Origin of the sequence: Paraburkholderia mimosarum LMG 23256 = NBRC 106338, assembly GCF_000739815.1 — a bacterium.
GTDB lineage: Bacteria > Pseudomonadota > Gammaproteobacteria > Burkholderiales > Burkholderiaceae > Paraburkholderia > Paraburkholderia mimosarum.
Genome location: NZ_BBJJ01000079.1, coordinates 1 through 24,254 on the forward strand (window position 1 = coordinate 1; position 24,254 = coordinate 24,254).

A 24,254-nucleotide genomic window follows, 5' to 3' on the forward strand; every position below is an offset into this window, starting at 1 on the left:
CCACCATTCTGCGTAATGATGAGCGGCTCCCCCCGAGTCGGTGAGGTCCTTGACGATCCGGGCGGCCTCGCTTTTGAGGTAGCTGATCGGCTTGACGTGATCGGCGAGGTGCATGGGGCGCTCCATTGGGATCAAGCAGGACTGAATATAGACCGTTATCGGTCAGGTCGCAACAACGCTGCAAGGCTGATAGTCAGCGTATTTAACATCATTAAAGTGATCGAACCTTAGAGCAATCGTGCTTTATATTGGTTGGATGTCTGGAGAGCGCCTTGACCACCGGCACGCACATCGCGAAACCTGACAATTGATCGCGGGGGCTTGGTCCATCCGCCGGCAATCGACATCGAGCTCATCGCGTCGACTGGCCAAACAGCCGCGGATCCAGCGTAAAGGGTTCCGTGCTGATCACCTTTACGCTTGGCATCTCCGGATGCATCGGGTTCAGCAGCAGATTGAAATCGGTAGGACAAACGACCGACGGGACCCGCATCGCCAGTTGCTCGCCCGCTTCAAGCCATTGCCGGCCAAGCGCCCTTGTGGCTGCTGGATCGCTCGTCAGGTCTGCCCAGCCGTCCGGCAGGCTAGGTGCGAATGCGGCATCGTAGACGGCGTCCGGTACCTCAAGCGTCACGAGGAAATAGCCACCGGCCGGTAGCAAGCCCGCCATGTGCACCAGCGCTTCAAGCAGCGCCGTTGACGCGTGGCAGCTGGTGTAAAGCACCCGCATGCCACGCGGGTTCCAGCGGCCTCCGGCGATCGCCGCACCATTGCCGCTCAGGTCATCGGCACGGTAATACCCGCGCCGCTCTTTCGCCAGGCGGTAAAGCCTCATGCAGACACGCCGTGAATGACGCGCAGCAGGATCTCACGCACGCGGTCGTAGCCCGGTTGCGAGTCGAGCACCTCGAGCGGGCTGAGTCTACCCAGTTCCGCATTCGATCGCTGCATCCACTCGGCGGCCAGCGCCGGATCCTCAAACACCTCGACAGCAAGCTGACGAACATAGAGCACGCGCGCAACGCGATCCGACTCGGCCGGCGACAGGCGCTCCGCGCGCGCCATCTTGCGCAGGATCGTCGAACTCGGCAGATTGAGACTCGCAAGCAGCGTCTGCACCGGCACGTGCAGCAGCTCCTTCGCCACGCGCTCGATGATCGTCGCTTCCATGCCTTCACGGATCTGCCGGCGTTGCTCGAGCGGGTCGAACCTGACGAGGAAGGTTTCGATATCGTCAGGGTGGGTGCCGGATCGGCCAGAGCCGGCCAACGCTTTTCCGGCATGCGCTGCGGCTGGGCGCGCGGCCGCATGACGGCCGGACGGTTGATTCAGGGACATGATGTGAGCCTCCCACATGGGAACTTCATGACTCCCATTCTAGAGCACTCTCAAACGGGAATCAAGACTCTCCCATTTGATCATTTATTATGCTGGCCGGTGCTGGTGCTGGGGGTTATAAGCCGGAACCGCAGAATTTTTCGAAGCCCTTCGAATTCAATGGGTTAGCGGGTGGGCTATTTTCGGGCGGAGAAGGCCTGATCCATATCCCTCGCACGCTGGATTTCGTCGCCGTGCAGGTACATTGATGTCGTCGCGATGGACGCATGGCGCAGGTTGTCGCGCACGCTGGTCAGTTTGGCCCCGCTGGCGAGCGCGTGGCTCGCGTGACTGTGGCGCATCCAGTGCGGACTGGCCCGGCGCAATTTCTCGGCAGCAGCCGGATGGTCGGCTTCGATCACGTCGGCTGCCTGTGCGAAGAAACGGCGCATGACGCGCCCAAGACGCGAACCCGCGATACCCGTATTGCCGTCCTCGCCAAGACTCGCGACCAGGGATGTCCTCGGGTTCCAGCGTTCAGGCGTGACGGGCAGACGGCGCTGTGCAAGGTACTGATCGAGCGCAGTACGCGCGAGCGGCGGCAGCGCCACCTTGCCGGGCTTGCTGCCCTTGCCGACCAGATGCAGCCAGTGATCGCCGTGCCCGTCGACGCGGATGGCGCTGAGCTCGGCGCCGACCAGTTCGCTCGCGCGCAGCCCCGTCGCGTAACCGAAGTCGAGCAGGAAACGCAGCCGCTGCGCCGCCGGCTCTGACCAGCCGTAAGACCATTCGAGGCCGTCGGCAATCGCGCGTATCAGCAACCACTCGCCTTCGGTAAAGCCACGCGTCGTGTCCAGCGCTGGCTGCGAGGCGTGTCCCCGGACCTTGACGCCGGAAAACGGATTGGCGAGCACGTAACGCTGCTCGATCAGCCAGCGAAACAGCGCTGAGAGTACCGTCAGCGCGTAAGCTGCCGAGCGCGCGGACAGACCACCCGTAAAGGGGCGCCATTCAACGGAATCGCGCGGCCGCGGCGGACCGACCCAGCGCTCGCGCGGCGTCGGACGTCTCACGAACGCCCGGTATGCGATCGCGTCGTCGGTTGTCAGTGACGACAGCGCCCGCCCGCGTTCGACGATCGCCCACAGGATCAGCCGCTCGGCCTCCTTGCGATAGGCGCGCTGCGTCGTCGCTGTTTCGTGAAGCGCAAGCCACGCCTGCACCGCCTCGTAGTCGTTCGTCGCGTTCAGCGTGCAGGCATCACGTGGCGCCCGGAAGCTGCCCTGCGAGCCATCGACCTCGTGCGGCAGGCGCAACTGTTCCCACGGCACGATGCCGCCCGGCTGTGCGACGACGACGACGAGCGCGCGGGCGCGTTCGGTGAGCTGCGGATGCGCAGCGAAGAAGGCTTCGACCTGTCGCGCCCCGGTCGCGCCAAGCCCGTCGATTGCTCGCCACCATCCGCGCCGTCGCGGGATGCGCACGGTCAGGTCCGAGAGCGTGTGGATGCCGTGTGCACGCAGGGCATTCGCTGTCCGGGGAACGAGCCAGCAGCCAATGTCATCGCTGATCTGGGGCTGCGGCGCCGTCAGCGAGGGCAACGTCCTGAGCGCGTGCTCAACTGCCCTGGCTCGCGCCTGCCGCTTTTCGGGCGTGTGCTGGAATACTGCCGCCAGATCCGGTCGGTGGCGGCTTTCAGCAAATGCGATGAGCTGCCTGCGGATGCGGCCGAGCATGCCACGCGCGGACTGGCCGGACGCCTTGTGGCCAGGCAGGTAGCGCAGGACGGCGGCACGCGAACTGAGGCCGGCATACCAGCCGCGCAGCGCGGCCAGCGAATCGGCGTCCGGGAACCCGGGTTCCGCAGGAGTCGCGGCCGGGCACCGGGTGTGACGCATTTTCATCGGTTGAGGTTACGTTGAACTAAGAAGATAGCCCGATAATATCAATTATTGGTTTGGTACGCTTTAGAATGGCGCCCTTTCAGTTCCCTTCGCCTCTGGATGCGCGCCCACAACGACCATCTCACCCTGCTGCCCGAGGCCGAACGGCAGGCCCTCTACGACCGGCCGGAGTTCGATGATTTCCAGAGGGCGGAGTACTTTGCCTTTACCGCCGACGAACTGGCTCTCGCGCAACGGCGCCGTGGACTGAACGAACAGATCCTCTGCCTGCTGCAGACCGGCTATTTCAAGGCCAAGCAGGCATTCTTCGCACTCACGGACCTGCCGCCGGAGGACGTTGAATATCTGCGTGAACGTTATTTCCCCCGGCAGGTTTTTTCACCAAGGTCCGTTCGGCCCGCAGAACACTACGCGCAGCGGCGCGAAATCCTCAGGCTGTCCGGCTTTCGCCTCTGGTCCGAGCAGGACGGCCCGGCGCTCATGCAGCGCGCCGCACAACTGGTGCGCCGCGACGTAACGCCAACCTTCGTGCTTACCGAACTCGTCATCTGGTTAAACCAGCAGCGTATCGTGAGGCCGGGATACACGACCTTCCAGAAGCTCACCAGTGCCGCACTGCGCGAGGAACGCCAGCGCCTCGCCGCATTGATCGAGGCCGGAACGACCGATGACGTCAAATCCGTGCTGCGACGACTGCTTGTGCGCGACGAGTCCCTGTCCGAACTGGCCGCGATCAAGCAGGATGCGAAATATTTCGGACCTCACATGATGGGACGCGAGCGCAACAAACGCACGGCACTCGAACCCGTCTACCTCGCCGCCCGCGCGATCCTGCCACAACTGGACATCTCACAGCAGAATATCGCGTATTACGCGAGCCTGGCCAACTTCCATACCGTCTACGATCTGCGTCAGCTGCAGCCGGGGCAGGCATTCCTTTATCTGCTGTGCTACGCGTGGCAGCGCTACCGGCAACTGAACGACAACCTCGTTGATGCGCTGCGCCACCACACGAAGAAGTTTGAGGATGACGGAAAGGACCATGCCGATGACGCGTTCATGGAGGCCCAGCTCCAGCGGCAGAAAGATTCCCCGCAGGTCGGCAGGCTTCTGCAGCTCTACGTCGACGACGCGCTCGACGATGCCACATCGTTCGGATCGGTACGGGATCAGGCCTTCAGAATCCTGCCCAAAGCCGCCCTGCAGCAGGTCGCCCAATTGCTGAGCGACAAACCCGTCAGCCAGATGGAACTTCGCTGGCGCGCCATCGACGCGGCCGCCGGGCAGGTTTGCAGGCGACTCAGGCCACAGGCGATGGCACTCGAGTTTTCCAGCGAGCGGGATGACGATCCATGGATCGCGGCCTTGCACTGGATGCGCGGCGTGTTCTCGCGCAGGCAGCGCCTGGCCCAGCGGCCCATCGCAGAAGTCCCACCCGATACCATCCCGCGACGGCTTCGGCCTTTCCTGTTCGAGTTCGACGACGCGGGGCAGCCCACACGCCTGCGCGGCGACCGCTATGAATTCTGGGTCTACCGGCAACTGCGCAGGCGCATCGACAGCGGTGAACTGCACCTCAATGACAGCATCCAGCATCGCCGCTTCAGCGATCATCTGGTCGCCGCCGATCGTACACGCGCCGTGCTCGGCGAACTGGATCTCGCGTGGCTGCGCCAGCCTGTCGATGTCACCGTCGATGCGCTGTGCAGCGAGCTTTGTGAACTCTGGAAGCGCTTCGATCGTGAACTGCGACAAGGAAAACTCCGGCACCTCGACTATGACGAGCAACGCGGTACCCTGACGTGGCGCAAACCCAAAGCCGATAAGGATGCCACCCGACAGGACAGCTTCTATGCGAAGCTGCCTCTGCGCGATATTGCCGACATCATCCGGTTTGTGAATGAGCGCTGCGACTTTCTGTCTGCCATGACGCCCCTGCAGCCCCGTTATGCGAAGAAGATCGCCGACCCGGAAAGCCTGATGGCGGTGATCATTGCGCAGGCGACCAATCTCGGCAATCTCGCCATGTCGCAGACCTGCGACATCCCGTATCACGTGCTGGACGAAACGCACCGGCAGTACTGCCGCCTGGCGACCCTGCGCGCGGCCAATGACCGGGTCGCCAACTACATCGCACAACTGCTCATCTTCGAGCACTATTCGTTCGACCTCGAGGTGCTCTTCGAGCAGTGTTGATGGCCAGAAGTTCGAGGCCGCCACACCGACGGTCAAGGCGAGGCACTCGCGCAAGTACTTTTCGGGCGGCAGGGGTGTTGTCGCCTACACGTTTCTGGCCAATCACGTCGCGCTGCTGACGGAGCTGATCGGCGCGCACGAACACGAAAGTCACTACGTCTTCGATATCTGCTACCACAACACCACCGACATCGTGCCGACCATCATCACCGGAGACATGCACAGTGTCAACAAGGCGAATTTCGCCATCATGTACTGGTTCGAACGTGTCTTCGCGCCGCGATACACGAGCCTGCAGGCGCAACTGAAGCATCTGTACTGCGGCGATGATATTGCGCAGTACGAGAATTTTCTGATCAAGCCTGTCGGGCAGATCGACCGGGCACTGATCTGCAACGATCCATCGATCATCGAGCAGATCATTGCCTCGCTCAGTGTCAAGGAAATCAGCCAGCAGGCGCTTGTGCGCAAGCTTTGCGCGCTTTCGCCACATCATCGCACCCGCAAGGCCGTCTTCGAGGTCGACAAGCTGGTGCGCAGCATCTATACGCTGCGCTACATGCGCGATCCGCAGTTGCAGCGCGATGTCCATCGCTCGCAAAACCGGATCGAGGCGTACCATCAGTTGCGCTCGTTCATCGCGCAGGTCGGCGGGAAGAAGCACCTGGTCGGCAAAACCGACCTTGACGTCGCGATCAGCAACGAATGTGGCCGGCTGCTGGCTAACACTGTCACCGCCTTCAATTCGGTATTGCTGTCGACACTGCTCGAGCGCTACCAGCGCGAAGGTAACGAAAAGGCGCTCGCCATGCTGAAGAAGATCTCGCCCGTCGCCTGGCAGCACATCCATTTCCTTGGACATTACGCTTTCCGCAACGAAAATCCGATCGATCTTGCCGCGATGCCCAGCGGCCTCGACATCGTATAATCTGTTGCCGGATTGTGATCGGCATCAGCCTGCTCGAAGGCCACCCGCTCGAAACGCAGGAATTTCAGAAGTTGTCCTGTCTGACTCCGCAATCTTGAACAATCTGACATCCAACCAGCCGCTTACCGACGACGAGTTCGACCGGCTTGCCGGGTTCCTTGACGCCATCGGAACACCCGTAATGAACATCGAAACGCTCGACGGCTTTTTCGCGGCGCTGATCTGTGGCCCGGACCAGGTGTTGCCGGGCGAATATCTGCCCGAGATCTGGGGAAAGGACTTTTCGTTCGACAGCGACGAGCAGGCCACCGGAATTCTGGAGTTGCTTATGCGTCACTGGAACACGATCGCAGAGGAACTGCATTCTGCTCTGGATGAGCCGAACGTGTATCTGCCTGTACTTCTCGAAGGCGAGGATGGCGTCGCAACCGGCAATGACTGGGCGCATGGATTCATGCGCGGCATCGGAATCCGTACGGCAAGCTGGAGCCTCCTCATGGAGGATGATGAGCACGGCGGGCCACTCATCCCTATCATGATGCTGCATTATGAACACGACCCGGACCCGGAGATGCGGCCCCCATCCATTTCACCGGAGCAGCGCGAGGAACTGCTGCAGGGGATGATCGCCGGCCTGACTCACATCTACCGGTATTTTGAACCATACCGGCGGGCGCTTGCGGACATCCCAGCCCATATCCCGATGCGCCGGGACGGGCCGAAGATCGGACGCAACGAACCGTGTCCGTGTGGCAGCGGCCGCAAGTACAAGCATTGCTGCGGCGCCAACTCGCCAACGCTGCACTGATCAACAACGCCAACAAATCAGCGTGAGCGAATACCAATACTACGAATTTGCGGCCGTCGATCGACCGCTCACTGCCCAGCAGCAGGCGGAACTGCGAAGCCGGTCGACGCGTGCAACGATCACCGCCTCGAGTTTCCTCAACGAATATCACTGGGGGGACCTCAAGGGTAACCCGGTTGAATGGGTCCAACGTTATTTCGATGCCCACGTCTATTCCGCTAACTGGGGCAGTTGTCGCTTGCTGCTGCGCGTGCCACGCGAGCTGTTTGAAGCAGGCCTGCTTCGCGACTACACCGGTCGTGCAGGGCAGGCGGCGCGTGGCCGGTTCACGGATGCCTTCAACGCAACCGATACCGACAAGTACTGGCTGCTCGACTGGTGGTTCAATGACGACTCGGGCGAACACGAGCGCTTTTCGGAGGACGTCGCGGGAGAACAATGGATGGCGCGATTGCTACCCATCCGCGATGAACTGATCAGGGGCGATACGCGTGCGCTCTATCTGGGATGGCTCGCCCGGCTGGGGAACGATGAATTGCGCGATGACGCTCGCGAACCACCGCTGCCCGACGGTTTGAAGACGCTTACGCCCGCGCAAACGGCACTGGCCGAATTTCTGATGCTTGACCCGGACTGGCTCGCCGCGGCTGCAGAGACCAGTGCTCCGCTGGCCGTCGAATCTGAAGGGGAAGGCCGATTCGATCCTTGGCTACGCTCCCTGAAAGCCGACGAGATGCATATCTCGCTGCGCGCATTACTTCACGGACGCAGTCAGGAAGCAGAGCGAACTTTGCGGCAGGAATATCACAAATGGATGCGAAAACATGCTCCCAAACACAGTACGCCACCTGAGCGTCGACGTGTGACCGACATGGCATCGCGAGTTGACGTGCATCGCGCCATGCGCGAACAACGGGAACAGGAAGTACGTGATGCCGCGGAATCGCGACGTCGGGCAGAACGCGTCCGGTACCTCAAATCCCTTCTTCAGGATGAAGACCGGATGTGGTCCCTGATCGACTCGACGCTACAGCGTGCCTCGGGTTCTGCCTACGAACAGGCTTTCCAGAAATTGCAGGATCTCGCAGAGGCGTATGGGATTGCCAAACGCGATGGTGCGTTCCGACGTCGCCTGGTACAACTGATGGCAAGTCATGGCAAACGTGGTGCCTGGGTTTCCCGGTTGAAGAAAGCCGGCTATCTGGGGGAATCAGGGCAATGAGCATCAAGGGTAACCGGACTTCGCAGGGCGATCGGAAATGAAACCAGGCGTGCACAAATGGCAATTTGCCCAACGCTTCCGTCGCCATGCTTTTGGCTGGCGATCGGACGTGCCCCTCCAGCGCATCAAGGAGGCGGTTGCAGAAATAAGGCAGGTCGCACGCACCGACACGGCGCTCGCGGCTGATGGTGCCGTCAGGTTCCTGGAGAAGGTCTCGCCCGCGCTGGAACATGTTGACAGCTCTTCGGGCGCGATCGGTAGCGCGGTACACCGGGCGATTGAGAATCTGGCGTCGGTCATCGCCACCGCACAGGTTGACGCGACCACGCGTCAACGCTGGCTGGAGCGTTTGTGGCAAGCGATCCAGGACGACGGCATGTCCTATATCGAGACTCTGGGGGACAAATGGGACACACTTTGTGTGACTCCGGAAATTGCCAGCACATGGGCCGACATGTTCCTCGAACTCGTGGAGCATGTCTGGAGCGAGCCCGCAGGTGGATACTTCGCAGGGACGCCAATCTGCCTTGCTTCGCTGTACGCGGCCGGGCGGCATGCCCAGTTGGTCGCACTGGTCGATCGCGCGCCTCATGTCTGGTGGCACTACCGGCGCTGGGGAGTCAAGGCGCTAGTTGCGATGGGCATGAAAGCCGAAGCCATCGCGTATGCAGAAGCTACGCGTGGCCGTAACAATCCGGAGGGATTGATCGCCGAAGCCTGTGAGGAAATTCTGCTTTCATCGGGGCTTGCCGACGAGGCTTACAAGCGTTATGCGCACCAGGCCAACCAGGGTTCAACTTACCTGGCGACTTTCCGGGCGATCGTGAAAAAATACCCACGCAAGGCACCCGAAACGATCCTGCGCGACTTGATTGCGGCCTCGCCCGAAGCACCCGGCAAGTGGTTTGCTGCCGCAAAGGATGCGGGCTTGTTCGATCTGGCGATCGAGTTGGTGAACACCAGTCCGGCCGATCCACGCACGCTCACTCGCGCTGCACGGGACTTTGCCGGGAAGCAGCCCGCATTTGCCATGGCCGCGGGATTAGCGGCCCTGCGCTGGCTCTCGCAGGGCTACGGGTACGAGATCACCGGGATTGATGTTCTCGACGCAAGCAAGGCAACAACTCTGGCAGCTGCAAACGCTGGCGTCGATCTCGAATCGATCCGCGAACAGATCCGACGATTGACCTCCGCGATCACGCCTCAGTCCGACTTCGTAAGCAAGGTGTTGCGGAATACCTGAAGGCTAATGCCTTCCCTGAATCGATCACTTGGTGCTGACGAAAGGGGGCATGACTGTCTTGTGCGACCGCAGGCGCTAACCCGTTGAATTCGAAAGATTTCCAAAAAATCTCCGGTTCCGGCTTACAACCCCCTTATGGAACTTGTCCTCGTCATCGTCTTTACTCATCTCACGTTCTTGTCGTTTCCGACCATCTCTGCCAACCTCCTTCCCCGGCTCACTCCGCCGCCGCTCGCGCGGTCACATGGCTTTCACCATGCTTCAGGTACTACTCGGTTGTCCGACTACTCGCCCGGCATCGCTTCCCACTTCGCTTCGCTTATAGGGTTACTTATCCCGGTGCCACCCGGGAACCGGACGAGTTCTCCTGAGGTCACGCACTGTTCTTCCGTACCGTGCCGTCCGCAAACACCTTGGTGCGGTGGGTGAATGAGAACGCCTTCGCCCCCATAGTGCGGGCTCGACCTTGCCCCACCTTTGGCCGACCGGTTCATCATGGGGTGGCCCCCTCGATTACGGCCCGGTACTTCTCCTCATGCCCTTCGGATTCCACCTCACGGTGGACACCCTGCCCTCCGGAGTACCACGAGCTGGTGGCTTCAGGTCTGCCTTGGCCGTATCCGGCTTTCGCCTTCGTGCCCGTGTAGGCATCTCCATACCTTCCACCTCTCTCCGGCCAGCGAAGCGTTACCCCCGCTTTCGGATATGGCGCCCCTCATCCGGGCGCCAGAGGGACTTGAACCCTCCTGAACAATGCGCTGCTCAGCGCACACTACGCAGCAGTCCGACTTCCCACGCCCGTGGCTCATCGTCGTACGCCCTCAGGCTTCACGATGCACACTGCGTTCAACGCTTCCCAGCGCGACACAGTAGGGCGCGGGACCTCCCGGTTCCCATGCAAGGTGTTTCCGCACGTGCTCAGGGTCTCCGACTGCGCGGGGTCCGGGATTGCCTTGCCAATACGGCAATCCCGGTGTGGCTTTCGGCAAGCGTCCAGTGCCTCGGCACCCCGATCAGCCCGCGCCTTTCGGCACGGGGAATGGATTTCGCAGCTCGATACCTGGCCCATGCGTACCTCTGCCAACGCTTCGCCTACGCCCTTACGGACGCACACGCATGACTCGAGGCCGTCGTGGTTGGCTAGACCTTCAACGTATGACTCTTTCATTCACAACACCTTGCCGGTTTTGACCGGCGCACGGACGCGTTCATTTCATTCTTCGAGGTTACGCAAGCTCAACGAATATGCCACATACCAGCGAATACACAGCAGGATTATGTCCAACGGATGGTGCAGTCGCTTGAGAACCGTGGCGATCCCTGACGGCAGCGTCGTACGTGGTGTCTCGCTCGTTTTGCCCATTTCGTGTGTCATGCGTGGTCGAGCAACAATTTTAGCTCAGTGCCTTGGCGCGACAGAACCGCACAGCGTGCCGTCTCGAAACCGTCACGGGGGCGATCACATAATCTTTGGTCGGAAAAGCTGCCCTCCGGCTGTTCGACATTCCGAATCAAGGTCACGCAATTCGTCTTTCCTGCAACAACCAGAGCGCTGCACGCCGGCATTCGACCACGCTCACCAAAGACGCTTCGTGCATTCGAACCCTCGACGAAACAGGAGTCTTGCCGTGAAAATCACTCGTACCCTAGCTGCTGCCGTCATCAGCATCGGGTTGTGTTCTCGTGCCTCGGCTGTCGAACCGCTTCCAGCGCTTGGGGCCGATCCCGCCCATACTTCAGTATCGGGCCTTTCGTCCGGTGCATTCATGGCCGTTCAGTATCAGGTCGCCTACTCCGGCTCTGTCGTCGGAGCTGGCATCGTTGCCGGTGGCCCGTATTACTGCGCCGCTGGCAAGCTGACCAATGCCGCCATCTGCATGGGCCAAGCGCCGTCCCGGCCGCTGAAGCCAGAATTGATGGTGAGGGCGGCGCAGGGCTTCGCCGCGCGGGGCCAGATTGACCCACTGGACGGCCTGCAGCACGACCGGATGATCTACGTGTTCAGCGGCACCAAGGATACGATCGTGTATCAGCGAGCCGTCGACGCGACGGTGTCATTCTTCAAGGAAGCCGGTGTGCCCGACGGCAACCTGTCGTACGTGAATATGGTGCCGGCCGGCCATGCACTCATTACGCCGTCGTTTGGCAACGATTGCCCGGCCAATGCGTCGCCCTACATCAGTCATTGCACGATCGCGAAATACAGCTACGATCAGCCGGGCGAGTTGCTAAAATTCATCTACGGTCCGCTGAATCCACCGGCAAATCCGCTCGGCGGCAACATCATCACGTTCAATCAGCGCGAATTCGCCAGTGCCGCGACCGGAATGGCGGGCGAAGCCTATGCGTATGTCCCGCAGGCTTGCGCGAAGGGCGCCGCGTGCCGCATTCACGTAGCGTTCCATGGCTGCAAGCAATCGGGAGCGTCGTCGGGAACGATTTCTATCAGAAGACCAGCTATAACAGCTGGGCCGATGCGAACAACATCGTAGTGCTGTATCCGCAGGTCAACGCGTCCACCATCCCTAACAACCCCCAGGGCTGCTGGGACTGGTTCGGCTACACCGGCCAGAACTACGCGCAGAAGTCCGGCGCGCAGATGCTCGCCGTGAGCGCGATGATCAACCGACTCACGTCGAAGCCCTGACGGGGCGGTTGCCCCCGCATGCGCCGCTGCCGAGGCACATGCGGGGCGATGCGGCGTGCCGCAGTCGGCCGGCCGCCAGAATCAGCGCCGTTCATGCAATGCGGGAACTCAACATGGATAAGAGCCACCCAGCCGTCAGACGTCTGACAGAGATTTTGCAGGTTCGTCAGGTAGTGCACCGGTGCTCGTGACTGCCAGGGCTCCTGAGAAACAAATCACTTTTGGTTTGGGGTTAAGAAGTTGTTGTTTGGGGCGCGAGGCGGAAACCCAGTGCATTGGCACGGCGCTTGAGTGCTCCGATGCCGCGTTGGCGCTGCTGCTCCTCATAGCGTTGCTGTCCCTTGGTCGACGAAGTCTTCGCCGCGCGTGAGCATGAAGTACACCATGCGGGCGAGCTTGTGGGCCACCGCCGTGTTGGCGCGCGGTTTGTCCATGCGCGCGCACAGCCGGCGGTAGAACGCGCCAAGCGCCGAATCGCTACGCGAGAGCGTCATTGCCGCCATCTTCAATGCCTGTCGGGCGCGGTTGGCTGAGCGCTTTACACGTGCAGACAGTACCTTGCCACCACTGATCTTCGTGCCGGGGCAAAGTCCCAACCACGAACAGAAGTGCTTCACGTTGGCGAAGTGGCTCAGGTCAGGGCCGATCTCGGAGAGCAGGGTCGTCACTGTGCCCACGCCCAGACCGTCGATGCGCGTCAGATCAACGCCTGCCCAGTTCGCCAGGCGCTGGCGTACGTCGAATTCGAGCCGTTGCTTGTCCGATCGGGGCGGGCGGCCCAGGTCAACCTGATGCCGGATGCGCTTATCGAGTAACGCCTGTAGGTGTGCGTCACATTCGCCCAGATGGCGGGCGATGTCGTCGTACATGGCCAGCGCCTGCCTGAGCACGAACAGGTGCTCCTCGCGCCAGTTGCCGGTCAACGCCCGTTGGATCTCGCCTGCACTGGCCTTGAAGCGACCATGGCGGTGGCTGGCCAGCACCTTCGGATCGCGTTCGCCCGCAACAATTGCGCGGATGATCGCCTGGCCGGTCATGCCCATGATGTCGCTGAGAACCTCGGTGAGCTGGATGTTCATCTGCACCAGCGCCTTCTGCATGCGCCGTACCCAGTCGGACTGTTCGGCGAGCAACACTTCGCGTTGGCGGACAATCGCGCGCACTACACAAACCTCGTCACCCGGACGCCAGGCGGCCCGCAGCAGCCCCAGACTCATGAGCTTCTGCAGCCATTGGCAATCGAGCACATCGCTTTTGCGCCCGGGCACATACTTCATCTGCCGCGCATCGACCAGCCAGACCGTCAGCCCGCGCTGCTCTAGCACCTCGTACACCGGGATCCAGAAAACGCCCGTGGATTCCAGCGCCACCGTGTCGACCCCGCACGCGAGCAGCCAGTCCGCCATCGCGTGCAGGTCATCGGTCATCGTGCCGAACTCACGCACGGGCTCGTCGGCCGCCGCCCTGGGCACCGCGACCCAATGACTGGAGCCGCCAATATCGATCCCCGCTGCGTTCGGAAACACCTCAGGGCTGTCTTCGCGCTTGCGCATCGCCATGGCTTGTCTCACTATCGTGGATGGACGGCAGTGCCGTGGGAAGCGTCGATATTGACTCGATCTCCTGAACGGGATGCGGCTTGCGCCGCTCACCAGTGTCGCCAACGATTCCCGGACCATGCTGTTAAGCGGGCTGACTACCGCTGCACCATTGGCTTGTCGGTCATCATGGCACTACCGTCCGCCATCCTACCCCTTGCATCGCCACGTTTCTCCGCAAACGCCGACCCGGCCGCCGGGTTGGATTGCTGTTAACTTCTGCTGCGCCGTGTTAACGTCGCCCCTTCGAAACGAGGGGCAAAACGTAGATGATGTTTGGTGGCGTATTTTCGGAATTGCGGGACGTTCGTCGCGCGCAGGGCAAACGCTATGCGCTGGAGCCGTTGCTTTGTGCGATTGTGATGTCAATCCGGTCCGGGTCCGCGTCCGCGTCGTTGAGGAAAATGCAGGTGTTTATCGAGGAGCAACTGCCGAACCTGAATCGGCTGTTCGGGACGAGCTGGCGCAAGGCCCCGTGCTGGGTGGCGATTCGGGAATTTCTGCTGGGTCTGGACGAGCAGGAGTTGGAGCGCGCGTTTCGTGAGCATGCGAACCGGCAGGTGTCCCCGCCACCCGGCAGGCAATTCATTGCTATCGATGGCAAGGCATTGCGGGGAAGTGCAGATCGAGTGAAAGACACTGCAGCCCGGCAATTGGTTTCAGCTTTCGATCATGATAGCCTCATCGTGCTGGGTCACATCGAAGTGGATGACAAGTCCAACGAAATACCGGCTGCACAGGCGTTGATCGAGTCATTCGGATTGTCGGGGCGAGTTTTTACCCTGGGCGCGCTGCACTGCCCAAAAAAACGCTAGCGTTGGCGTTGGAGAAGAAGGCCGACGCGGTAGTACAGGTAAAGGGCAACCAGCCGGCATTGCTCGAAGCCTGTACAAGCCTGCCGCAATATCGCGCCGCTTCGCAATGCGACGTGCAGCATGACAAGGGCCACGGACGTATCGAAACGCGCACCGTGCATACCTTTGACGTACCGCCGCACTGGATGCCAGACGAATGGCAAGCGCTGGTATGCCAGGTCGCAAGGATTGAGCGGATATCCGAGCGCAAAACCCGCGATGGCTGGGTACGCACCGCCGAGACGGCGTGGTGGATCAGCACAACACCGTTGAGCGCGCCCGATTTCCAGCGTGCCATTCGAGGGCATTGGTCCGTCGAGAACCAGAATCACTACGTGCGCGACGTAACGTTCCACGAAGATGCTTGCCGGACCCGAAACAAGCCCGTCGTTAGCGCGCGCCTTCGCTCCATCGCATTGAACTGCCTACGCGCTGCGAACGTTCAGAACATCTCCGTTGAGCTGCACCGGCACGCGATGAACTTTCAACGATTGCGTAAGTGCGCTCGTGGGAATACGAGAACCTAACAGCCCTGTCGTGACTGCAGTGTTGCGTGCTAATTTCTCATATCGGTGAGACAGCGGACCGGCGCGCATGCCGACTGAGTGGGTTTCGGCAGCGGCATGACATGCTGGCGACGACTACGGGACTGGCAGACTGCAGGCGTATGGGAGCAGCTGCATCTCGCGATGCTTCGCCGGCTACGTGAACACGACCAGATTGATTGGGAACGGGCGAGCCTTGATGCCGCCAGCGTGTCCAGCCCCCGGGGGCCAGGAAACCGGCCCCAACCCGACAGACCGAGGAAAGCTCGGGTCGAAACGGCACATCGTTGTAGACGCTCGCGGCATTCCACTCGCCATCACGGTCACGGGCGCGAACCGACACGACTCGATGGCATTGGAGTAGACGCTCGATGCCATTCCGGCAGTCTCGGGCCTGAATGGCCAGCCGCGCAAACGCCCGGGCAAGTTGCATGCGGACAAGGGCTACGATTTTGTCCGCTGTCGGCGTTACCTGAAGCAGCGCGGCATCACGGCCCGCATTGCCCGTCGCGGTATAGAAAGCAAGGAACGCCTCGGGCGGCATCGGTGGGTAGTCGAGCGCACGCATGCCTGGTTCGCCGGTTTCGGCAAACTGCGCATTCGTTTTGAACGGCGTCTCGACATTCATAGTGCTTTGCTTTCCCTAGCTGCTGCCGTTATCTGCTCGCGCTTCGTTGACGACTTGTGTTAGCGACTCTTAATCAGGTGCGGGCTTTTTTATCGCTGACCAAACGCTCAGGGCGTGCGCGGTGAGCGTCGCTGATCGACCCACTCCGGTCAGACAACTTTCTTCAAACCGGTCAGTCAGCCAAATCCAGATTTTGCAAACTGGAGTGCCACTAAGCGGCCGTTGGCGACCTCACCCAATCGGCCAGTTCCGGACGGTAAGGTCGAGCGTGAAATTTCATCGAAAGCGGACACGCTGGATTTCTCCCACTGGTGCTCCTGGCGCGGCCACCAATGCCCGATCTTCCCAATTGGCCGGAAGGTACTCCGTAATCTATTGATGGGCTCGTGCCTGTACTTCGGCGATCTGGAATGGGTAGCTAAACACTCTGTGGCTTCCCAGTTCTTGTCGGCCGTATCGCTGCCCAGGCCTTCGCAATCGTGAACCATTCGATAGTCTGCGCATAATTTTTGCGGCACGCCGTCGCTGTGAAGAAAGGGCCGACCCACATTGACCTGAGCCGTCGCGTCCCGCTGCTTGGCAGCCATTCGATACCAAACCTCAGCCAGCGACACATTCGCCTTCGACTTCGAGCAACTCGCGGGCCGCAATCGAGCCATCATCCCCATTGACACTAGGTATCACCTTGATCACTGCCGCGTATTAAGGCTGGCTTGGGGGCGATGCCTATATCTAAAGCGGAGTCATCCCCATGGAGGATAAAAAATAATTCGTTATGCTTGACAGGTGGGCTGCTACCGTTTATTTTCCACCAAAGGATACAGAGGAAAGTGTAATGAGCCGTCCTACGCGCCCAGGCGATATGCCTCCTCAACCCAAGGCGGCAACAGCGTTTCCTTTCGGCCCTCAGCCACCAACCTCACCGCCTCGCCCAGGCGCTGTGCCCGATCAGGGCATCGCCGCGCCATCCTTTGCTATGCCCTCTTTGCCGCCCATGTCGGGGCATCCAAATGCCCAGCGGATCGGCCCATCCCGTTCCGCGATGGCCCCTTTCCCAACTGACGGCAACACGACCTCGCCTGCCACGGATAATCTGGCGCCGCTTTACTCCCTGCGAGACCTAGGTGACGAGCTCTCGTTGGCGATCGAAATTCCCGGTGCCGATCCGCATAAGATAGATTTAGAACTCAACGCCACCGAGTTGACGGTCCACGCTGGGCTCAGCGAGCGCCTCAAGCGCGATCGTCCCGGCTCCTACTGGGGATCTCTGACTTTGCCGGAATCAGTCGAGCCAGAGCAGGCGGCGGCCGATTATGTTGAAGGAATGTTGGAAGTTATTCTTCCAAAGACCCGAGGGCTAAGAAAGCACAAAGTGAAGATTTCCAACGAAGTAGATTGTGGTGCGAGCATAAGAGCAAAGGCGCATCGAAAATCTGACGACGGGTAGCGCTTGGGGCGTAGGACGAGAAACGGGGCTCCTGCCATTTGTAATGGACTGGCGACCCGGCCATGTCACAATAGCTCGCGTCGGAGTTTTTGCGCAGCTGGAACAATGCCGAACACAAATGCGTTCGCGGCTAACCTCTTGCCAAGGATGTGAATGTGACTATTTTCAACGAGCCAGTGGTGATCACCGGTCAGGCAATGATGATCACCAATCAGGTCAATACACCCAGCGTAATCATTGGGCCGGGTTCCGGTTGGCCGCTCGGCAGTCCGGCCGGGTCCATCCGGGCAGGCTCGCTCCTTCTCTTCGGGGAGGCGACCGGCGTAGATGTTGGGACGCCAAGCTTGAGTTTGACTGGAGATGGCGTCATTGTTGCTTTCGATGCGGGAGGATCTTCGATTAGGGTCGATTCGAAGGCCGTTATTGCTTCCGATGCAAGCGAGTCGTCGGTTACGATCAATTCGAATGGGGTAAATCTTGTCAATTCCGACCCGCAATTTCCAAGCAGCGTTGTAATTGACTCTCGTGGAAACATGACTTTAACCGACCCCGCCGGTAGCAGCTGCTCGATCGGCGGCGGCAATTTGACCGTTTCGGGCAATCTCCAAGGCGCCGACCTGGGCGTTACGGGCGAAATTCGTGTTGGCGGCGATATTCTCCTTCTTGGGGCTGACTGCGCCGAGCATTTTAATGTCGCTGACGCCAAGCTGGAGCCCGGAACCGTCCTCGTAATCGACGAGGGGGGCGACCTGACCGAGTGCAAGCAGGCGTACGACAAGAAGGTCGTAGGCGTCATCTCTGGGGCCGGCGACCATCGGCCGGGAATTATCCTTGATCGCCAGGCGGCGACAGAGGGGCGCGCACCAATCGCCCTTGTCGGGAAAGTTTTCTGCAAGGCGGACGCGACAGCGGCGCCGATAGGCGTCGGAGACCTGCTGACCACGTCGGAGACGCCTGGCTACGCGATGCGGGCGGACGACCCGAACCGGGCTTTCGGTGCCGTTCTCGGCAAGGCGTTGGGGAAGCTCGACGAAGGGCGTGGGCTGATCCCGATCTTGGTTGCACTGCAATGAGTTCTGCCAGAGCAAGCGTTCGCACGGCGTAGCCGTCGGGCAGGCCGGGGCGTCGTTCTGCTGCCGCGCGGCCGGCAGGCCAAGCCGCACCAACCGCCCCGCCGAAAAGCGCGCGGGATGCCGCTCTTACAAATTTTAGGTGTTCGAGCCGGGGTCAAACAACGCCGCCCGGCGCGCGTTGGGCCTAGCCGTCGCGCGACGGAACTAGACCTTTGCCGGTCGGTGGCCGAAGCTCAAAAAGCGGTCGCGACCTACACTTGAAGTCGTCCGGAAAACGTCGCGGAACGCGTGACGCGGTGCATACGACGCCTAATCCAGGTTCTTCGCACCCGACTCGTAGACCCTATCGGGCGCCGCCAATATTCACGTTCCCAATCGGGGCCACCAGCCGCACTCGCTTACCGCCATGGCTAATCCGTCTGTCGCCAGTCCTTCCAGGCACAATCTTGACCACACCGCCGTCCGCCACCACGTTTACGGCATCCGCAATAGTTCTGAAAGGATGAAAGAAATCTCCCTCGAAAAACGGGCCGTTCGAATCTGGATCCACCCAGACCTCATTATTGTGACCGGCCTCTTCGACCTCTCCCGTTTCTGAAATCCGCACCGGGTGCGCCAAATCCCTCCAGTCGAGTGTGATTGTCGTGCCTAGGAAAGGGTTGCGAATCTCTACCAGCCCATCCCCCGCACTATTGAGAATAGTGCCACTAAGAAATTGAGATTGATCATTGCCGGCCCCAGCCAGCGTGTCGACAGGATCACCCGCGCCATATTCAATATAAAGTATTTTTGAGCCGACCCAACCTGCAATCGGCTGGGCGCCTTCCGCGCCAACGCGCGCCGCTGCATCAAAGTCACCGTGGTCCCAGATTACAAAGTGAATTTGATTGCCAAAATACGTGGTATATATAGTCTGTTGGCCGCTCATGAGCTCAATGTGTGAGTTGTCGGTCCACACGTGAGATTTAAACTGCTCATAGGATACGTGTGGATAAAGCCATATATCAAATACTTCAAAAAGAACGAACGGGCCCTGCTTAATAATCGCGAGATAAAAACCAGGACCATTGCCATCTTGAAGTCCCTGTTCGACAAAGAATACGCCGTCTTTGTCCCGCCATACCTCGTCCTGGCCTACCCCGTCGGGGCGGACCCATGTTGGTATGTGAAAGTGGAGTCCGCACGCGAAATCAGGCGCCACGCCATAGTTCTCTGTTCCATAGAAAAGGTAACGCTTGCCATCCGCGTCGGAGTACTGCTCAAGTGCGTATTTATTTGAGAATTGAGACAGCTGAATCAGCTGTGCAGCTTCGTTTGGGTTTACATCAACACCAGCGCTGGCACCGGCTGTCATGAGCGAAGTTGGCACAGCTACTCCCAGATTTTGATCGTCATAACCCCCGCCAGCTTGCAATCCAGCCACGCCACCATAAAAGCCCTCAATGACGTAATCAGCCGGGCGGCCCCCCGCCGTAATCAGGTAACTTGGAGAACCGGAATAAATTTCCATATTGTCACAATTACGTTGCCCCCCCGGTTCCTTCTTCATGGGACGTCTGTGGAGTCTCTGGAAAAAACGCCGGTGCAAATCATTTACAAACAGATCATGAATGGAGGGAGGAAGGCGATAGTCGCTAACCGCCTCTAACGTAAGTTCGTCAGAAAAGTTAGCGGTAATAGCCCAATCCCAAATACGGTTCGGCTTGCCGTCCTGCCAAATGCGTGCATCGCGGTTCTGATAGGCTCTGGTGTTTCCTGCAAGAAGCGCAAAATGTGCCGACATAGGATCGGCGCCATGGGAGTCGAGAAGACTGACATCCATGAAGCCAGATTTGCCATCAATCTGAGTTACATTAAGATCTACGCTCCTCCGGCGAAACGGAACCATACGGCGAAGATCGTTGCTTGAGATCGCAATATGGGCCGAAACATAATCGAGAACCATGCGCGCACCCAGACGAATCTCTGAGTCGTAGGCATAGCTGCAAAGATTAAGAAGCGGGTGCCTGGTTTCTTCCTGATAATTCTTGGCGTTATATTCTGCAAAGTCGTCGCTCAGATAATTACGCATCAAGTAAAGAAGCTGTTGCATGCAGCCATTTCTGCGGTTGTCGTAGTTCGGATCTTGGCGCCTCTGATATAGGAGTTGGTTCGTGAGATACCGAGCGGTCCCAATCCCCAAGACGTGATTCTCTGTTTCAGGTATGTCGTGCACGTTTCCCACGAAACTCGCATAACCTGCCCTACTCCAGTCGTTTGGCGCCCCGCCGCTGGTAAAAGTATCGTTCACATTGACTCTTTGAATTCGTCCCCAGGCCAGCAACTCGGTAATCAGTTTTTCTTGGGCCTCTGGCGTAAGCTCATCGTAGTAGTTGTAAACGACGGGCAGCATGAAGTTTTGGTTAAACTCGTAATTGCCCTCAAAATGCAGTTGGCCTTGGTCGCCAGGGTCGGGGCCATACGTTCCGCACCATCCGGGGGAAGCTTCCATGATGGCTCGGGATACCTTTGGTCGCAGCGACTGTACCTGCAACTGCAGATTCTCGGGTAACTGATCGTCTGAGAAATAGTCGGCGAATGCCATGGCGGCGAGACACTTATCTGCGAGAACAGCAATTGTCGGGGCGAAATACCCCTGGTCCCAGTACTCGAATTTTTCTAGAAGAGCGTCTGGGTCCAGCGTGTGGAATCCTGCGGTGTCCTTTTGCCATTCGCGGTAGATGGCGTTGGGCTGAATTCGAACTGCCCCCGCGTAACCCACACTGCAAAGAACCGCCGCGGCGGCGCGACGATCGAAAAAGAAATTCGCTAATCGGCGGTAGTCGATCAAATCACGGAGAGAGATTGTAGGTGGCGGTGGCCAATGAAACCCTATACTCTGGGCCATTTCACTCACGCGATTTAAACCGAGAGACTCGAAAATGGCACGTAGACTTCCTGGATAAGGCGGCAAGTGTGCGTGGCTTAGGTCAATATGGCGTTGGCTGGGCTCAAATGCCAGAACTGTGGATAAAGACAACTCCTGTTTCGTGGGGTGCGTCCGACGATGGTAGGGCTTCAAGGACGACATGTGACACCTCCATTAGCATACGTGGCGATATCGTCAGGCGTCGGCTGGTCTCAATTGCTGCAACTGTCAGCGCCTATATCTTGCAATTATTATACGGATCTCTCTCGTGAACTGGCCGATCTCACCGTGCGCGACATATATGCCGGTATAGCGCATAGGAGCGCATTCGCGATCGGTATAGCGCATGACAACCCAGCCTGTCCGGTGGAGTCCACAGTCAACCGATTCCTCGACGATGCACTGAGTTCGGCAGAAGACGCGTTACTCCGACGTCTCGCGCAAATGCGTCTTTCCGACATAGCACGGTCTGTGAAGGCGCCGAAAGCCTGAGGCACGTCCGCTTTTGGCGCGGGTTGAGGCAGTGCCACCGGCAATTTACTCGCCAGAAACCGGCCATTGAGCGGGGGCGGACGTGACCTTGGCTATTCAAATTGGATGGCGACCTCGACCGGCGGCTCGTGGCCGGCTACGGTCCAATGCGCTTGGCACGCGCCGTATGCCAGAACTACGGGCGCGCCGTCAGCGAATTTGAAGTGGTCGATGAGGACCAGTATCCGAGCGGAGGCCGAAGCGGGCCGATTGGCCGACAGGTGACCGTGGCGCTGCGCAGAAAGTCGGCGGTGGCTTTATACGATGGCGGCCAGGTGTTGACGAATGACTGCGCAAAACAGTCACGACTAACGCCGGTCTTGGTACGTTACGCCTGTTTAACCGGAAAAACCAAGGAATGCATGGTGCAGAGCGATTGGGTTCGCCCGTGTGGAGCGAGCGTGCCGGCTCTCCCAACTGCTGGGGCCGCCGCCGCTGTCGCTTGCGCCGAGACGGTCCCTGTTACGCGAAACACGCTTCAAATATGCGTTAATGCCATCGGCGGATTCCGAGCCGGAGCCGGCTAAAACGTACCCCACCATGAAACCTACGGCGTGATTTTCCCCGTACTTTTCCTGAATGAATCGATCCATGCCTTCGACGACGTACTCGCGGCACAGATGCGTATCAGACCCGGCAATGCGTTTGCATTCGATGATCGCATGCGGATCATGTTCCTGCGTGCGCAGGAAGATTTCGATCAACATCAGCGGAATATCGGTCCGACCATCCGGAAGCACTACATTTGGTTTGGATCGCGACTCTGTACCGGGTAGTATGATCAACTTCAAAGGAGAGCTTTTCTGCGCTGTTCGCATCCCATCGCGTAGACGCTCCGTCATGAGCACCTCACCCGCATTGGCGTTTACGTCCCCTGCGACGCTCGCCCGCTGCCAACCGGCAGCGACCGTCAACAGAATGACTGCCACGACCTCGGGCGCAAGTTCGATGAACTCCCTACCCAAGGCAGGAGGCGTCTCATACGGAATCCTCAAGCGCGGCCCCCGGTAAAACTCTCCGCAATTACCGCATCGGCATCTTCCAGCGCCGCAGCGCCCATCCAGTAACGTCGCGCAGCTGGTTTGATGATCACAACTTCGTTGCGCCCATGTACTCTCAATTCCCGCTGTCCCGTCAGTGCTGTCGCGATCTTGACCTTCAGGCTTCTGCCGATCCTTGTCAGCACGTCGCTCAGATCGCCGCGTGGTGTCACCACGCTCACGTCGGCATCTCCGGGCCCATCCTCGAGCACAAAGCGCACAACACGTAAGGCCGAAGCGTTTGGCACGTCGATCAGTTCGGCGCGCATATGTCGCTTGTTTCGAACTGACAGCCAACCCGCCATAACCGTGAGGAAGGTCTTGGCGTACCGCGCCACCTCGAGCCGTGTGTCCGCATTCACCATAGAAGATTCCCGGCCAGCCTCCCATTGCCATCCGGCACGCTGAAGGCCGTCCCGAACGAGGACTCTATCCGTTTCGCCCAGTGCATACAGATCGAATACCGCTTCGTCGAGGGTAATCCAATCCTGGGCGGTAATGTCGCGCTTGCGCAGCGTCTTCCCCAACTGCACCAAGCTCTTTCCAGCTTGCGTCTTCGCAACGGAACCGAAATCAGGAACTGGCAGACACCCAACGTCGCGCATCAACAGCTTTCGCTTATAGATACCAAATTCTGCTGCCGTCAAACCAAAGAACCACGACGCTAGCGCCGAACTCAAGACTGCCGCCAGTAAGTGCGCCGTTTGCTCGTGGGCGGCAGGCAGAGACACGGCAAAGAACGAGTCTGTAAAGACAAGATCGCGATGGGCCACCGCGACCATGGCTCGCTCCGCCAATAACATTTCTTTGACGATCAGCAGAGGTGATCGGTAGGTGTCCCGCGAGCGGGGCCATTGTGCCGTCGATTTCTTGTATGTAGGCAGTTCTTCGGGAATGCGAAAATACTGCAAGTCGCCGGACTGCAACAGCGGCAGCCCATTCAGCTCACTGGCAGCGCGAGTTTGGTTCGCCGGACTACCTTGGGTCAGTCCGTCGCGGAACTTGGTGCCGAGTGAGCCCAGCTGTTCACCCAAGCTTCGGTGCGTCGATGTAAGTTCGTCCAACAACATCAGATCGGGATCTGTCGCAATAAGGCGGTCTGCTATGCTGACGGGCTTTAATGCGTGACGTGATCGATGACCGAGAAGCTGAGTCCGGGTGTGGGAAAAGTACTCAAACGCTTGCATTACCCGCTGGACGTGATGTTGCTGTGCGTTCGGTGGTACGTGGCTTATCCGCTGAGCCTGCGCCATCTTGAACAGATGATGGCCGAGCGCGGGATTGCGGTCGATCATTCGACCGTTCATCGTTGGGCACTCAAACTGCTGCCGGTCCTGGAGAAGGTGTTTCGACGACGCAAACGGA

General features: G+C 59.5%; 11 protein-coding genes and 7 pseudogenes. 10 read left to right on the forward strand and 8 right to left on the reverse strand.

Features of this window, described 5'->3' with window-relative positions:
- Positions 1–352: 352 nt before the first annotated feature.
- The 3 genes from BMI01S_RS31235 to BMI01S_RS31245 all read right to left on the reverse strand — a co-directional run bounded on the left by BMI01S_RS31235 (position 353) and on the right by BMI01S_RS31245 (position 3,221).
- Positions 353–835 (reverse strand): RES family NAD+ phosphorylase, encoded by a 483-nt coding sequence (locus BMI01S_RS31235; protein ID WP_028232705.1) that lies wholly within the window; start codon positions 833–835, stop codon positions 353–355.
- Positions 832–1,338 (reverse strand): antitoxin Xre/MbcA/ParS toxin-binding domain-containing protein, encoded by a 507-nt coding sequence (locus BMI01S_RS31240; protein ID WP_081901417.1) that lies wholly within the window; start codon positions 1,336–1,338, stop codon positions 832–834. The genes BMI01S_RS31235 and BMI01S_RS31240 overlap by 4 nt, the downstream gene beginning before the upstream one ends.
- A 176-nt stretch (positions 1,339–1,514) precedes the next feature.
- Complete coding sequence (locus BMI01S_RS31245) at positions 1,515–3,221, reverse strand: phage integrase family protein (RefSeq protein ID WP_028232703.1); 1,707 nt, start codon at positions 3,219–3,221, stop codon at positions 1,515–1,517.
- Between the two features lie 99 nt (positions 3,222–3,320).
- Here BMI01S_RS31245 and BMI01S_RS31250 point away from each other — a divergent pair.
- The 4 genes and pseudogenes from BMI01S_RS31250 (at position 3,321) to BMI01S_RS31265 (ending at position 9,618) form a co-directional block, all read left to right on the forward strand.
- Positions 3,321–6,345 (forward strand): annotated as a pseudogene (locus BMI01S_RS31250) (Tn3 family transposase).
- A 94-nt stretch (positions 6,346–6,439) separates the two neighbouring features.
- On the forward strand, positions 6,440–7,153 hold the full coding sequence (locus tag BMI01S_RS31255; protein WP_028232702.1) for a YecA/YgfB family protein: 714 nt from the start codon (positions 6,440–6,442) through the stop codon (positions 7,151–7,153).
- A gap of 22 nt (positions 7,154–7,175) precedes the next feature.
- Positions 7,176–8,375: a hypothetical protein gene (locus tag BMI01S_RS31260; RefSeq protein ID WP_028232701.1), complete on the forward strand. Its 1,200-nt coding sequence runs from the start codon at positions 7,176–7,178 to the stop codon at positions 8,373–8,375.
- A gap of 37 nt (positions 8,376–8,412) precedes the next feature.
- Positions 8,413–9,618 carry a hypothetical protein gene (locus tag BMI01S_RS31265; RefSeq protein ID WP_028232700.1) on the forward strand — a complete coding sequence of 402 codons (1,206 nt, stop codon included), beginning with the start codon at positions 8,413–8,415 and terminating at the stop codon, positions 9,616–9,618.
- A gap of 1,216 nt (positions 9,619–10,834) precedes the next feature.
- Here the strand turns inward: BMI01S_RS31265 and BMI01S_RS39575 are convergent.
- Positions 10,835–10,981 (reverse strand): annotated as a pseudogene (locus tag BMI01S_RS39575) (IS6 family transposase); the annotation flags it as partial.
- 229 nt (positions 10,982–11,210) lie between these two features.
- Here BMI01S_RS39575 and BMI01S_RS31270 point away from each other — a divergent pair.
- Positions 11,211–12,265, forward strand: a pseudogene (locus tag BMI01S_RS31270) (extracellular catalytic domain type 2 short-chain-length polyhydroxyalkanoate depolymerase).
- 232 nt (positions 12,266–12,497) lie between these two features.
- Here BMI01S_RS31270 and BMI01S_RS31275 read toward each other — a convergent pair.
- Positions 12,498–13,824, reverse strand: a pseudogene (locus BMI01S_RS31275) (IS110 family RNA-guided transposase).
- Positions 13,825–14,159: 335 nt separating this feature from the next.
- Here BMI01S_RS31275 and BMI01S_RS43330 point away from each other — a divergent pair.
- From BMI01S_RS43330 to BMI01S_RS38340, 4 genes and pseudogenes are all read left to right on the forward strand, one after another.
- Positions 14,160–15,244 (forward strand): annotated as a pseudogene (locus BMI01S_RS43330) (ISAs1 family transposase).
- 78 nt (positions 15,245–15,322) lie between these two features.
- Positions 15,323–15,953: pseudogene (locus tag BMI01S_RS39580) on the forward strand (IS5 family transposase); the annotation flags it as partial.
- Between the two features lie 1,075 nt (positions 15,954–17,028).
- Entirely contained in the window at positions 17,029–17,337 is a 309-nt protein-coding gene (locus tag BMI01S_RS42135) for an Hsp20/alpha crystallin family protein (RefSeq protein WP_161635568.1), read from the forward strand.
- Between the two features lie 155 nt (positions 17,338–17,492).
- Positions 17,493–18,410, forward strand: coding sequence for a hypothetical protein (locus BMI01S_RS38340; RefSeq protein WP_051381601.1), 918 nt, complete (start codon positions 17,493–17,495; stop codon positions 18,408–18,410).
- Positions 18,411–18,753: 343 nt separating this feature from the next.
- On the opposite strand, the gene BMI01S_RS31295 is transcribed toward BMI01S_RS38340, so the two are convergent.
- The 3 genes from BMI01S_RS31295 to BMI01S_RS41250 all read right to left on the reverse strand — a co-directional run bounded on the left by BMI01S_RS31295 (position 18,754) and on the right by BMI01S_RS41250 (position 23,923).
- Complete coding sequence (locus BMI01S_RS31295) at positions 18,754–21,480, reverse strand: hypothetical protein (protein ID WP_154671475.1); 2,727 nt, start codon at positions 21,478–21,480, stop codon at positions 18,754–18,756.
- Positions 21,481–22,187: 707 nt separating this feature from the next.
- Positions 22,188–22,556 (reverse strand): hypothetical protein, encoded by a 369-nt coding sequence (locus BMI01S_RS31300; RefSeq protein WP_244145451.1) that lies wholly within the window; start codon positions 22,554–22,556, stop codon positions 22,188–22,190.
- A gap of 284 nt (positions 22,557–22,840) precedes the next feature.
- Positions 22,841–23,923 (reverse strand): hypothetical protein, encoded by a 1,083-nt coding sequence (locus BMI01S_RS41250; RefSeq protein WP_154671476.1) that lies wholly within the window; start codon positions 23,921–23,923, stop codon positions 22,841–22,843.
- A 102-nt stretch (positions 23,924–24,025) separates the two neighbouring features.
- Here BMI01S_RS41250 and BMI01S_RS42430 point away from each other — a divergent pair.
- Positions 24,026–24,254 (forward strand): annotated as a pseudogene (locus BMI01S_RS42430) (IS6 family transposase); the annotation flags it as partial.

What these genes read in the sequence shown, in the direction of transcription:
- BMI01S_RS31235 (WP_028232705.1), bottom strand. Translation starts at nt 835, where the DNA reads ATGAGGCTTTACCGCCTGGCGAAAGAGCGGCGCGGGTATTACCGTGCC.
- BMI01S_RS31240 (WP_081901417.1), bottom strand. Translation starts at nt 1,338, where the DNA reads ATGTCCCTGAATCAACCGTCCGGCCGTCATGCGGCCGCGCGCCCAGCC.
- BMI01S_RS31245 (WP_028232703.1), bottom strand. Translation starts at nt 3,221, where the DNA reads ATGAAAATGCGTCACACCCGGTGCCCGGCCGCGACTCCTGCGGAACCC.
- BMI01S_RS31265 (WP_028232700.1), top strand. Translation starts at nt 8,413, where the DNA reads ATGAAACCAGGCGTGCACAAATGGCAATTTGCCCAACGCTTCCGTCGC.
- BMI01S_RS31295 (WP_154671475.1), bottom strand. Translation starts at nt 21,480, where the DNA reads ATGTCGTCCTTGAAGCCCTACCATCGTCGGACGCACCCCACGAAACAG.
- BMI01S_RS31300 (WP_244145451.1), bottom strand. Translation starts at nt 22,556, where the DNA reads ATGTTGATCGAAATCTTCCTGCGCACGCAGGAACATGATCCGCATGCG.